12 protein-coding genes, 2 tRNA genes and 1 rRNA gene are annotated in these 12,026 nt (G+C 43.4%); 11 read left to right on the top strand and 4 right to left on the bottom strand.

Annotated features, from left to right (window positions below):
• Positions 1-44: 44 nt before the first annotated feature.
• The 7 genes from rrf to tsaD all read left to right on the top strand — a co-directional run bounded on the left by rrf (position 45) and on the right by tsaD (position 3,273).
• Positions 45-160: ribosomal RNA gene (rrf, locus tag J7I80_RS21455) — 5S ribosomal RNA — on the top strand.
• A gap of 37 nt (positions 161-197) precedes the next feature.
• Positions 198-271 (top strand) — tRNA-Met (locus J7I80_RS21450).
• 23 nt (positions 272-294) lie between these two features.
• Positions 295-370, top strand: a tRNA-Asp gene (locus tag J7I80_RS21445).
• A 266-nt stretch (positions 371-636) separates the two neighbouring features.
• On the top strand, positions 637-1,089 hold the full coding sequence (tsaE, locus tag J7I80_RS21440) for a tRNA (adenosine(37)-N6)-threonylcarbamoyltransferase complex ATPase subunit type 1 TsaE (protein WP_214741230.1): 453 nt from the start codon (positions 637-639) through the stop codon (positions 1,087-1,089).
• Positions 1,090-1,791, top strand: coding sequence for a tRNA (adenosine(37)-N6)-threonylcarbamoyltransferase complex dimerization subunit type 1 TsaB (gene tsaB, locus J7I80_RS21435; protein WP_214741227.1), 702 nt, complete (start codon positions 1,090-1,092; stop codon positions 1,789-1,791).
• Between the two features lie 13 nt (positions 1,792-1,804).
• Complete coding sequence (gene rimI / locus J7I80_RS21430) at positions 1,805-2,254, top strand: ribosomal protein S18-alanine N-acetyltransferase (protein ID WP_214741225.1); 450 nt, start codon at positions 1,805-1,807, stop codon at positions 2,252-2,254.
• On the top strand, positions 2,254-3,273 hold the full coding sequence (gene tsaD / locus J7I80_RS21425) for a tRNA (adenosine(37)-N6)-threonylcarbamoyltransferase complex transferase subunit TsaD (protein WP_214741223.1): 1,020 nt from the start codon (positions 2,254-2,256) through the stop codon (positions 3,271-3,273). The genes rimI and tsaD overlap by 1 nt, the downstream gene beginning before the upstream one ends.
• A 538-nt stretch (positions 3,274-3,811) precedes the next feature.
• On the opposite strand, the gene J7I80_RS21420 is transcribed toward tsaD, so the two are convergent.
• Positions 3,812-5,740, bottom strand: a complete 1,929-nt coding sequence (locus J7I80_RS21420) for an ABC-F family ATP-binding cassette domain-containing protein (protein ID WP_214741221.1) — start codon at positions 5,738-5,740, stop codon at positions 3,812-3,814.
• Between the two features lie 181 nt (positions 5,741-5,921).
• On the opposite strand from J7I80_RS21420, the gene moaC reads away from it, so the two are divergent.
• Together moaC and J7I80_RS21410 are read left to right on the top strand one after the other, a co-directional pair.
• On the top strand, positions 5,922-6,416 hold the full coding sequence (gene moaC / locus J7I80_RS21415) for a cyclic pyranopterin monophosphate synthase MoaC (protein ID WP_214741219.1): 495 nt from the start codon (positions 5,922-5,924) through the stop codon (positions 6,414-6,416).
• 27 nt (positions 6,417-6,443) lie between these two features.
• Positions 6,444-7,109: a redox-sensing transcriptional repressor Rex gene (locus tag J7I80_RS21410; RefSeq protein WP_214741217.1), complete on the top strand. Its 666-nt coding sequence runs from the start codon at positions 6,444-6,446 to the stop codon at positions 7,107-7,109.
• A gap of 26 nt (positions 7,110-7,135) precedes the next feature.
• On the opposite strand, the gene J7I80_RS21405 is transcribed toward J7I80_RS21410, so the two are convergent.
• Both J7I80_RS21405 and J7I80_RS21400 read right to left on the bottom strand, forming a co-directional pair.
• Positions 7,136-7,336 (bottom strand): YdiK family protein, encoded by a 201-nt coding sequence (locus tag J7I80_RS21405; RefSeq protein ID WP_213372870.1) that lies wholly within the window; start codon positions 7,334-7,336, stop codon positions 7,136-7,138.
• Between the two features lie 3 nt (positions 7,337-7,339).
• Entirely contained in the window at positions 7,340-8,071 is a 732-nt protein-coding gene (locus tag J7I80_RS21400) for a CPBP family intramembrane glutamic endopeptidase (RefSeq protein WP_214741215.1), read from the bottom strand.
• Positions 8,072-8,454: 383 nt separating this feature from the next.
• On the opposite strand from J7I80_RS21400, the gene groES reads away from it, so the two are divergent.
• Positions 8,455-8,739, top strand: a complete 285-nt coding sequence (gene groES, locus J7I80_RS21395; protein WP_214741213.1) for a co-chaperone GroES — start codon at positions 8,455-8,457, stop codon at positions 8,737-8,739.
• A 177-nt stretch (positions 8,740-8,916) separates the two neighbouring features.
• The gene (gene groL / locus J7I80_RS21390; protein ID WP_214741211.1) at positions 8,917-10,545 is read left to right on the top strand and encodes a chaperonin GroEL; all 1,629 of its coding nucleotides are present in this window, start codon (positions 8,917-8,919) and stop codon (positions 10,543-10,545) included.
• An 82-nt stretch (positions 10,546-10,627) separates the two neighbouring features.
• Here groL and J7I80_RS21385 read toward each other — a convergent pair whose 3' ends face one another.
• Positions 10,628-11,839 (bottom strand): site-specific integrase, encoded by a 1,212-nt coding sequence (locus J7I80_RS21385; protein ID WP_214741210.1) that lies wholly within the window; start codon positions 11,837-11,839, stop codon positions 10,628-10,630.
• Positions 11,840-12,026 lie beyond the last annotated feature (187 nt).

Genomic DNA, 12,026 nt, shown 5'->3' with positions numbered 1-12,026 from the left:
AACATTATCTAGTTTTGAGGGAATAAAAACCTCAAACCAAATAGTCTGGTGGCGATGGCGAGAAGGTCACACCCGTTCCCATACCGAACACGGAAGTTAAGCTTCTCAGCGCCGATGGTAGTTGGGGGTTTCCCCCTGTGAGAGTAGGACGCCGCCGGGCTGTTTAAACAACTTAATGGATTAATTATTATTATCGACGCGGGGTGGAGCAGCCCGGTAGCTCGTCGGGCTCATAACCCGAAGGTCGCAGGTTCAAATCCTGCCCCCGCAATAATCCATCTTTTACTACATATTGGTCCCGTGGTGTAGCGGTTAACATGCCTGCCTGTCACGCAGGAGATCGCCGGTTCGATCCCGGTCGGGACCGCCATTTTTATAGTTTGGTAGTTTACCAGAACGAAACAGGGTTTCGTTTTTTTTATTGTCTAAATTGGAAAAATAGCTGGTTTTTTTGCTCGTCCTTGATAAATCGTGTAAACTACATATAGAATCTTCATCCTTAGGAGGCTTCCTAAGGTTTTTTTATCTTTTAAAGGATGTTTTACTTAGATAAGTGTCTAGCTCCAACGCTAGTAGAGGCTGACCAAGGCGCTTGCGCTTTTTATAATAAAATTGACTGTTAGTTAGGTGATATATATGGCGACTTATCAATACATTTCAAAGCAGCCGGAAGACACAAAGGATTTTGCCAAGAGGCTGGCTGGTCTTCTTCAAGCAGGAGATGTCATTGCCCTTGAAGGGGATTTAGGTGCAGGAAAGACGACTTTTACAAAAGGTCTTGCCGAAGGATTGGGAATCACCAGGAATGTGAACAGCCCGACGTTCACGATCATCAAGGAGTACCAGGGGAGGCTGCCGTTGTACCATATGGATGTCTACCGTGTCGAAGATGCGTTTGAAGATCTAGGTTTTGAAGAATACTTTGAAGGTAATGGTGTGACAGTTGTGGAATGGGCTCATTTGATTGAAGCCCAGCTGCCTGAAGAGCTATTGCTTCTTCAATTATATCTTGATGAAAACGGGGCTAGAAGAATCGTTGCTGAACCAAAGGGCAGTCGGTATGAAGAATTGTGTAAGGAGATTTTTTAAATGAAGGTATTATCAATTGATACGTCCAATTATGTTTTGGGTATTGGTTTGCTTGATGGCGAGACTGTTTTGGGCGAGTATATTTCCAATATAAAAAAGAATCATTCAGTAAGGGTCATGCCGGCGATCCAGACATTGATGGAAGAATGCAGCATAAAGCCAGCAGATCTATCAAAGGTTGTAGTCGCTGAAGGACCTGGATCGTACACGGGTGTTCGTATCGGCGTGACGATCGCGAAGACCATGGCCTGGACATTAAAGATCCCGTTATCTGGGGTATCGAGCCTTCAGGTGGCTGCAGCATCAGCTGGACGCTATTTTGACGGATATGTATCTCCTTTCTTTGATGCAAGGAGAGGACAGATTTATACAGGTTTATATAAGTTTGAAGATCAAAAGCTGCAGAATGTAAAAAAGGATCAGCTTGTCATGTCAGCTGATTGGGTAAAAACATTGAATGAATTGGACAGCAGGATTTTGTTCACGAGCAATGATTTGAAACTCCATGAAGAGGTCATTAGGGAAGAGCTTGGTAACAAAGCTGTCTTGGCAGAAATTACGGAGTTGAACCCTAGACCAGCAGAGCTTGCATTATTGGGACGGGATAAAGAGGCTGTGGATCTTCATACCTTCATCCCTAATTATATTCGCCTGGCAGAAGCAGAGGCTAATTGGCTGAAAGCACAAGAGACTAAGAAATAAGTGGGAAGAGAAAATGAATAAGACGATAACGTTTCGCAATATGACGGTTGATGATCTGGATGAAGTGATGGAGGTAGAGCTCAATTCCTTTACTGTTCCATGGAGCAAGGAAGCTTTTTTCAATGAGTTGACGAAGAACCAGTTTGCGCATTATCTGATAGTGGAAGTGGATCAAAGGGTAGTTGGTTACTGTGGAGTATGGATCATCATCGATGAAGCACATATCACAAATATTGCTTTGCTTCCGGAATACAGAGGCATGAAGCTGGGAGAGGCGCTTATGGAAAGGATCATGAAGCAGTCTCGTGAAATGGGCGCATTGAGGATGACACTGGAAGTCAGGGTCAGCAATGAAAAAGCCCAGAATCTTTATCGCAAGTTTGGTTTCGAAGAAGGGGCTATCAGGAAACAATATTATACGGACAATATGGAAGATGCTATAGTAATGTGGGTGAATTTATAATGACAAAAGACCAATTAATAATGGGAATAGAGACAAGCTGTGATGAGACGGCAGTCGCGATCGTAAAAAATGGACGAGAAATCCTGGCTAATGTCGTTGCTTCTCAGATTGAGAGCCATAAGCGGTTCGGTGGAGTTGTACCTGAAATTGCCTCCAGGCATCATGTTGAACAGGTGACGCTTGTGCTGGAGGAAGCATTAGCTCAGGCTAATGTGGATATTAAGGATTTGGATGCCATTGCGGTGACGGAAGGCCCTGGCCTGGTTGGAGCCCTATTGATCGGAGTGAACGCTGCAAAGGCTTTGGCGTTTGCAAATGGCATTCCTCTTGTTGGAGTCCATCATATCGCCGGCCATATCTATGTGAACCGGCTTGTGGCGGAAATGAACTTCCCGCTGCTTTCACTTGTGGTGTCTGGAGGGCATACGGAGCTAGTTTATATGAAGGAACACGGTCATTTCGAGGTGATTGGCGAGACACGAGATGACGCAGCAGGCGAAGCATATGACAAGGTTGCAAGGACATTGCACCTTCCATATCCGGGAGGTCCGCATATCGACCGATTGGCTCACGAAGGAAAGGCAACAATCGATTTGCCTCGAGCATGGCTGGAGGAAGGTTCCTATGATTTTAGCTTCAGTGGTTTGAAGTCAGCTGTGATCAACGTTGTGCATAATGCACAGCAGCGTGGCGAGGAAATCGCACCTGAAGACCTTGCAGCCAGCTTCCAGGAGAGTGTGATTGATGTACTTGTCACTAAAACGCAAAAGGCTGTTAAGGAATACGGAGTAAAACAAGTACTGCTTGCTGGGGGAGTTGCAGCGAACAAAGGATTAAGAGCAAAACTATCCACAGAATTTACAGGTTCGGATGTGGAAATAGTCATTCCTCCATTGTTTTTATGCACAGACAATGCTGCAATGATTGCCGCTGCAGGAAGCGTTTTTTATGAAAAAGGCCAGCGAGCGGATTTAACTTTGAATGGAAATCCAGGTCTAGAGATAACTATCCACAACTAAAGTCGTAAGCAAAAATTTGTTGTCAGACTCTTCTGTGGATATGTTGATGTTTTGAGAACAAAACTGTGTACAATGTGGATAAAATAAGCTGATTTTGTGGATAATGTGGAAAAGTCTCTGGATAAGCCATAAACCAGTCTTTACTATGTGAATAACTATGTGAACAAAAAGTCCCGGTTTTAAACTCGGGACTTTTTTGTGGATTTTCGCATTCTTTAAAAGAGTTTTTTCTAAAAAACGACTGGTAATGCCCTTTTACAAGGGAAAAATTGATTAAGAGACAACACTATCTGAGGCAGATCACTTTTTTATAGCGAAAATCAAAGTTTTATAGCGAAAAACAGAATTATATAGCGAAAATCAACGTTTTATAGCGAAAACAAAAATTATATAGCGAAAATCCCATTTTTATAGCGAATTGGAAATTCCACTCGTTTTTTACCAATTTTTTTTGTGAAACTCAATATAGGCTTTATTAAAGAGTTTTTATATACCAGATATGAAAAGAAAAACCGGGCATGCCCGGTTTTTCCAATCATTAAGCCAGTTCTGTCCACTCTTCCATCAATTCATCGAGTGTCTCTTTGGCCGCTTCGATTTTATTATTGATTTCTCCTGCTTTTTCATGATCCTGAAAGACCTCGGGGTCACAAAGCAATTCTTCATATTCAGCAACCTCTGACTCCAGCTGTTCAATCTTCGCTTCTACTTCTTCCATGCGGCGTTTGCGCTGGCGTTCGAGTTTTTTCGCTTCTTTGTCTTGCTGATAGGAGGTCTTGTCCTGCTTTGAGTTGTCCACCAAGTTTCCAGATGCTTTGGCGGCCTGTTCGGCCAACGCCTTCAGCTCTTCCTGCTCAAGCTTTTTCTCGACGTAATAATCATAATCGCCAAGGTATTCAGTTGAACCAGCACGGTCGAGCTCGAGAACCTTTGTCGCGATTCTGTTGATAAAATAGCGGTCATGTGAGACGAACAGGATGGTGCCTGGATAATCAATCAGGGCATTCTCGAGGACTTCCTTGCTGTCCAGGTCGAGGTGGTTTGTCGGCTCGTCCAGAATTAAGAAATTCGAATTCTGAAGCATCAGCTTGGCCAGTGCCAGACGGGCCTTTTCACCACCGCTCAGGGTAGAGACGATTTTTAAGACATCGTCACCTGAGAAAAGAAAGTTCCCAAGTACTGTGCGGATTTCTTTTTCAGACTTCAGGGGGTATTCATCCCAAAGTTCGTTCAATACCTTTTTATTCGAGCTGAGCTCTGCCTGTTCCTGATCATAGTAGCCAATCGAAACATTGGAACCGTATTGAATATTGCCAGTAATCGATGGAAGTTTTTCAACGATTGTTTTTAATAAAGTTGATTTTCCGACACCATTTGGTCCAACCAGTGCAGTGCTGTCGCCGCGCGAAAGGTTGAAGGAGATATTTTCAGATACGACTTCATTTTGATAGCCGACGGATAGTGTATTCACCTTCAGGACATCATTGCCGCTCTGCCGTTCGATTTGGAAGCTGAACGATGCAGATTTTTCATCACCTTTAGGCCTGTCCATACGGTCGATTTTTTCAAGCTGTTTCCTTCGGCTCTGAGCACGCTTAGTTGTTGATGCCCTTGCCAGGTTCCGCTGGATAAAGTCCTGCAGCTTGGAGATCTCATCCTGCTGCTTCTCATACAGTTTCAGGTCGCGTTCGTAATTCGCGGCTTTCTGTTCTAAATATGAGCTATAATTGCCAGGAAACTTCGAAAGCTGATGGCGGGAGATTTCATATACCTGGTTCACGACCTTATCAAGGAAGTAACGATCGTGTGAGACGATCAGGATGGCTCCGTTATAACCTTGCAAATACTGCTCAAGCCAGGAAAGCGTGTCAATATCAAGGTGGTTTGTCGGTTCATCCAGAATCAAAATATCCGGGCGGGTCAATAATAGCTTCGCCAATGCGAGCCGAGTTTTCTGTCCGCCGCTTAAAGTGGATATTTTTGTGGAATAATCAAAGGAATGGAAGTTCAGGCCGTGAAGGACGGAACGGATATCGGCTTCATATTGGTAGCCGCCTTTTTCCTTAAACTGGACCTGCAGCAAGTCATACTCTTTGAGCACTCTGTCGTATTCCGTCTGATTAGACAGGATGCCAGGATCCGACATCTTTTCCTCGAGCCGGCGCAAGTCTTTTTCCATGTTGTGCAGATGGTCAAAAACGGCCAGCATTTCATCCCAGATGCTTTTCTCAGATTCCAGACCGGTATTTTGGGCCAGATAACCAATTGTCGTACCTTTTGGGCGAATGATCTCGCCGCCGTCATGCGATTCGTACCCGGCGATGATTTTCAGCAGGGTTGATTTTCCTGCCCCGTTACGGCCGACAAGCGCTACTCGGTCATTGGTCTGTATTTCAAACTTTATATTCGATAAAATAAGATCAGCAGCAAAATATTTGGATAGCTGATTAACCTGTAATAAAATCATTATTTTTCACCTCTATTGCCTTAGAGATAGTGTAACCCATTAATATAGGCACGGCAATATGTGCGAACTGCGATAGGTGGCACGGTATATAAAAAATTCCCTGTGTATTGTGAACATTGAAACAAAGTTCACACACAAGTTTGACAAAATAGTGTATCATTTGGTAGAAAGGAGCTTTTACATGGCAGAATTTACGCATTTTAACGCAGAGGGCAGAGCAAAGATGGTCGATGTGAGTGAAAAACCGGAGACGGTCCGTACGGCAGTCGCCCATTCAAGCATAACCGTGAACGAAGACATATATGTGAGAATCACTGAAAATAAAATGAAAAAAGGGGATGTTCTTGCTGTCGCACAGGTAGCAGGCATCATGGCGGCGAAAAAAACTTCAGAAATCATCCCTATGTGCCACCCGATTCCATTGACAGGCATTGACCTTTCATTCGATTGGGAGCAAAATGAAAATGACTATATTTTAAATATAGTTGCATCTGTTAAAACAAAAGGGAATACGGGTGTGGAAATGGAAGCGTTAACAGCAGCTTCAGCATGTGCGCTGACTGTTTATGATATGTGCAAGGCCGTTGATAAGGGCATGGTGATCGGCAAGACTTATCTGGTCGAAAAAACCGGCGGTAAAAACGGTGATTTCAATAGAGAAGAAAAGTTGAGATAGAAATACGGACAGGGTGGAGGATGGAGAATGACGAATGATGCTATGAAGATTCCGCAGGCAACCGCAAAACGTTTGCCACTATATTACCGGTTCTTATTGAACTTGCATTCTTCAGGGAAGCAAAGGGTATCATCCGCGGAATTAAGTGAAGCGGTAAAAGTGGATTCAGCGACAATCCGAAGGGATTTTTCCTACTTTGGAGCTTTGGGTAAAAAAGGGTACGGGTACAATGTGAATTACCTGCTGACTTTTTTCCGAAAGACACTTGATCAGGATGAATTGACGAAGGTAGCCTTGATTGGTGTCGGAAATCTGGGAACAGCATTTTTGAATTATAATTTTTCCAAAAACAACAACACAAAAATTGAGATTGCCTTTGATGTTGACCCGGGCAAGGTCGGCACCAAGATTGGCGACGTAGCAGTATATCATATGGATGACCTGGACAAGGTTGTCGTCGAGGAAGGAATCCAGGTTGCGATCCTGACTGTTCCTTCAGCAGTAGCACAGCCGATAACAGACCGATTGGTGCAGGCGAATATCAAGGGAATCCTGAACTTCACGCCAGCGAGACTGAATGTGCCGGCGTCCATCAGGATTCATCACATTGATTTGGCGGTTGAACTGCAGTCATTGATTTATTTCTTAAAGCATTATCCAACAGATACTGAAACAACTGAATCGGTAGAATAAAAAGTAGCTCCTTCACGATGAAGGAGCTACTTTTTCTGTATATTCTTCAGTTTGAAATGGAACATGATCATCCTGATGCCGGACCCGAAGTCAAACGTGGCAAGGGCTACAAGCAAATAGCTGAAGAATCCCCAGCCTGTCTCATTTACATTCTGGATGGCGAAATAGGTGAATAAGCTGCCTAACAAGATGTAGACAATGCCTGAAAATAAAGGCGATTGCTTCATAACTTAAAATCCCCCAATAAAGCTTTGAATTTTCTCTGCTTCTTTTATCATTCTCTCAATGTCTTCCCTAAATACGGATTGAAGCAGGACAACCATCGTATTCATTGTAACATGGGCAATGATTGGCACGATGATCCGCTTTGTTTTTACATAAAGGAAAGCAAAGGTGAAGCCCATTGCTGAGTATAGGATCACATGCTCCGGCTCCATATGCGCAAGCGCGAAAATGACAGAGCTGATCAGCGCTGAGAAAAAGAAATTCATTTTCTTATGCAGGCTGCCGAAAATGATTTTTCGGAAAACGATTTCCTCTAATATAGGGCCGATAATCGAACTGACCAAAATGACAATCGGGAACATTTCGATCAGCTTGATGATTTCCTGTGTATTCTCCGAGCCCATTTCGATGCCAAGCATGTTCTCGATGCTTGCCGCAATCGATTGGGCGAACAGAGCAAGGAATACACCAGCGAAAGCCCAGGAAGCTGAGCTTACCGGTGACGAAGCATCACGCAGGTCAGCGCCTGTCCTGCGTTCCTTCCTTAGCAGCATGAGCACAATCACAAGTGTCAGCGAAAAGCTGATCACGAGCCAGTAGGGAATCGAGAGTGTCTCCATTTCCTCCAGGCTTTTTCCCATTGCGGCTCCGATAAAGGCAACAATCGGGATGCCGATCAGGCTTGAAAGCTGCATGGCGATATAGGCGATAATGACGTACCAGTATTCCTTTTTCAATATGATAATCTCCTTCTGTTCGGATCGGTCTATGTGTATGCCATAAAAGCTATTATAAGAATGCTATCTATCCATTTTACTAGTAATCATCGGGAAAGTTCAAATATCAGGGCGTCACGTGAATATTTAGGTTAAAAATCCTGTGAACTGGCATACTCTTTATGGTGGTCTTTTTTTAGCCAGGCTGCCGTAGAGTACGCGAAAAATAGTACTTGCTGTCGAAGGGCATGAGGTTAGATTTAGATGTTAATTTTTATAAAAAAGTTAGGCTTCACGCTTGCAAAAAAAATAGAGATTCATTATTATATAAATTGTGTTAGCACTCTATTGAGGCGAGTGCTAATAAAAAATAATCTACATATAATTTGAGGAGGTTGTTTCACTTGATCAAGCCACTAGGAGATCGCATTATTATCGAGCTTGTTGAGTCTGAAGAAAAAACTGCAAGCGGTATCGTTTTACCCGACACAGCGAAAGAAAAACCTCAAGAAGGTAAAGTCGTAGCTGTTGGAACTGGCCGAGTTCTTGAAAACGGCGAGCGCGTTGCTCTTGAAGTTGCAGTCGGAGACCGCATTATCTTCTCAAAATACGCAGGCACAGAAGTAAAGTACCAGGGCACTGAGTACCTTATCCTACGTGAAAACGACATTCTAGCAGTAGTGGAATAGAAAAGCGGAAGCGCCTTGGTCAGGCCCGACAAGCGCTGGAGGGCTGGCCATTGAAGTCGTTTTTTGACTTCACTGGACAGACCGAAGCGACTCGAGGGACTAGGCGCTGGAGCTAGATACTAACACAAGTGTAGTGGGATAACATAAAAATTAAAATCCTAAGGAGGTTTTTCTACAATGGCAAAAGAAATTAAGTTCAGTGAAGAAGCACGCCGCGCGATGCTTCGCGGGGTAGATTCTCTTGCAAATGCAGTAAAAGTAACTCTTGGACCAAAGGGACGCAACGTGGTTCTAGAGAAGAAATTCGGTTCACCACTTATCACTAACGATGGTGTAACGATCGCAAAAGAAATCGAACTTGAAGATGCATTCGAAAACATGGGTGCTAAGCTTGTTGCTGAAGTAGCAAGCAAGACAAATGATGTTGCTGGTGACGGTACGACTACTGCAACAGTTCTTGCACAAGCGATGATCCGCGAAGGCCTTAAGAACGTAACTGCCGGCGCTAACCCAATGGGAATCCGCAAAGGTATTGAAAAGGCTGTTATTACTGCTGTTGAAGAGTTAAAAGCTATTTCTAAACCAATCGAAAGCAAAGCTTCTATCGCACAGGTTGCGGCTATCTCTGCTGCTGACGAAGAAGTTGGCCAATTGATTGCAGAAGCGATGGAGCGCGTTGGCAACGACGGCGTTATCACAATCGAAGAATCTAAAGGCTTCACTACAGAATTGGATGTTGTTGAAGGTATGCAGTTCGACCGCGGATATGCATCTCCTTACATGGTAACTGACTCTGACAAAATGGAAGCAGTACTTGAAAATCCATATATCCTGATCACTGACAAGAAGATCGGCAATATCCAGGAAATCCTTCCTGTACTTGAGCAAGTTGTCCAACAAGGCAAGCCATTATTGATCGTTGCTGAAGATGTTGAAGGTGAAGCACTTGCTACATTAGTAGTCAACAAGCTTCGCGGAACATTCAACGCAGTAGCTGTTAAGGCTCCTGGCTTCGGTGACCGACGTAAGGCTATGCTTGAAGACATCGCTGCATTGACTGGCGGCGAAGTAATCACGGAAGAGCTTGGCCGTGAGCTTAAGTCTGCTACAATCACATCACTTGGACGCGCTTCTAAAGTTGTTGTTACAAAAGAAAACACAACAGTCGTTGAAGGTGCTGGAGACAGCGCTGCAATCGAAAGCCGCGTAAACCAGATCCGTGTTCAAATGGAAGAAACAACTTCTGAATTTGACCGTGAAAAGCTACAAGAGCGCCTTGCTAAGCTAGCTGGCGGTGTTGCAGTCATCAAGGTTGGTGCTGCTACTGAAACTGAATTGAAAGAACGCAAGCTTCGCATTGAAGATGCCCTTAACTCAACTCGCGCTGCAGTTGAAGAAGGAATCGTATCAGGCGGTGGCGTAGCGCTTCTTAACGTATACAACAAAGTGGCTGGAATCCAGGCTGAAGGCGACGAAGCAACGGGCATTAACATCGTCCTTCGCGCTATGGAAGAACCAGTTCGCCAGATCGCTCACAACGCAGGCCTTGAAGGTTCTGTAATCGTTGAGCGCCTTAAGCGCGAAGAAGTCGGAACAGGCTTCAACGCTGCAACTGGCGAGTGGGTAAACATGATCGAGGCTGGTATCGTTGACCCAACTAAAGTTACTCGTTATGCACTTCAAAACGCAGCATCCGTTTCTGCAATGTTCTTGACTACTGAAGCAGTAGTTGCCGACATTCCAGAAGAAGGCGGCGCTGGAATGCCTGACATGAGTGGCATGGGCGGAATGGGCGGCATGATGTAATAACGCCCTCAAACCCTTGATATGACTGGGTTTTGGAGTAAGATGAGAGTGGTTTGCTAACATTTTGCTAACATAGAGGATTTTAATCGAGGCTTCTCATAAGTTCACTGAACTTTTGGGAGGCTTCTTTTTTCATTTCTTGGGTTACGTGCAGGTACACATTTTTCGTAATCTGATCATCGGTATGACCAAGCCTGTCCATAATTTGTTCGAGTGATACACCGGCCTCAGCAAGAAGTGACGTATGAGTGTGTCTTAGACTGTGGGGAGTCAAATCTTTATTTAGGCCAGCCATTCTAAGCAGCCTTTTCATTCGGTCTCGAACATTCTTTATCACGATGGGATAACCGTAGTGTCGTTCCATTTTAGAGAAAATAAAATCTTGGTTGTAGTAAGCATCACCTAACCGATCAATCACCCTTTCTTGAACTTTTTTATGCTCCTTCAAAGCATCGATAACTTCTTCGTCTACAATGATTTTTCTTCGTGATTTTCGGGTCTTTGGAGTGACCAGTTGATATTCTAAGGCATTATTTCTTGGATTGTAATATGTTTTTGTGATGCTGACCGTGTGGTTAACGAAGTCAATATCCTTCCACTTGAGCGCCACTAATTCACCGACTCGAATACCTGTATATGATAGAATCAGGTACACCAAGTAATCATGTTCTAAACCATGTTCCTTGGCTGTTTTTAAAAACAGGGCAAGCTCTTCTTTTTCCAAATATTTTGGGAGTTCTTCTTCCTCTAGTTGTTCAATCGTTTTCTTATCCTTTTTTACATAAGCAAACTCAGTAGGATCCTTCTTAATCAGTTCCAACTCTAGTGCCTTTCGAAAAATCATTCTTCCTGTTCGATTAATTCCCTCCCTTGTACTATCCGAATAACCTTTATCTTTTAAATCGTTTAACGCATCTTGATACATCTTTCTGGTAATGTCTTTTAATTTAAGCTGAGAGAAGTAAGGCAATAGCTTACTGATTTCATGTTCTCTCACCCGGATGGTTCCGGGCTTTACATCTTTTGCTTCGCTATAAACGGGAAGCCACTCTTTTGCAAAGTCGCTAAAAGTTTTATCTGTTTCCTCTAAATATGTTCCTTGGTTTAATTCATGAATTAGAGTGGCAGCAAATTCTTCAGCTTCTTGCTTAGTACTAAAGCCGCTTTTTACCTTTTGCTTTCTCTTCCCAGTGATTGGTTCTAATCCAATATCAATTGTGAAAGCCCACTTTGAACCACATATGCATTTTTTCTTCTTACAAGTACAGTTTCGCCGGTAAAAATGTCCTTTCATTTCATTAAAAACCTCACTTTCTTAATGGATTTGTTACGGAATTTCCATTATGTCCAATATAAAAAAGAACAATTCCTTTCAAGGTCTAATACAAGAGAATATAGCTATATTGTTGATTAATTGGTATATCCAACTGGCTAGGTGTTACAATTAATTTCCAAAATCAAGAGGTAAATGAGAACAATTT

Source organism: Bacillus sp. ISL-41, assembly GCF_018613235.1.
Classification (GTDB): Bacteria; Bacillota; Bacilli; order Bacillales; family Cytobacillaceae; genus Mesobacillus.
This window is presented reverse-complemented; position numbering and strand designations above follow the sequence as displayed.

Coding starts and splice junctions, on each gene's coding strand:
- tsaE (WP_214741230.1), top strand. CDS start 637: ATGGCGACTTATCAATACATTTCAAAGCAGCCGGAAGACACAAAGGAT.
- tsaB (WP_214741227.1), top strand. CDS start 1,090: ATGAAGGTATTATCAATTGATACGTCCAATTATGTTTTGGGTATTGGT.
- rimI (WP_214741225.1), top strand. CDS start 1,805: ATGAATAAGACGATAACGTTTCGCAATATGACGGTTGATGATCTGGAT.
- tsaD (WP_214741223.1), top strand. CDS start 2,254: ATGACAAAAGACCAATTAATAATGGGAATAGAGACAAGCTGTGATGAG.
- J7I80_RS21420 (WP_214741221.1), bottom strand. CDS start 5,740: ATGATTTTATTACAGGTTAATCAGCTATCCAAATATTTTGCTGCTGAT.
- moaC (WP_214741219.1), top strand. CDS start 5,922: ATGGCAGAATTTACGCATTTTAACGCAGAGGGCAGAGCAAAGATGGTC.
- J7I80_RS21410 (WP_214741217.1), top strand. CDS start 6,444: ATGACGAATGATGCTATGAAGATTCCGCAGGCAACCGCAAAACGTTTG.
- J7I80_RS21405 (WP_213372870.1), bottom strand. CDS start 7,336: ATGAAGCAATCGCCTTTATTTTCAGGCATTGTCTACATCTTGTTAGGC.
- groL (WP_214741211.1), top strand. CDS start 8,917: ATGGCAAAAGAAATTAAGTTCAGTGAAGAAGCACGCCGCGCGATGCTT.
- J7I80_RS21385 (WP_214741210.1), bottom strand. CDS start 11,839: ATGAAAGGACATTTTTACCGGCGAAACTGTACTTGTAAGAAGAAAAAA.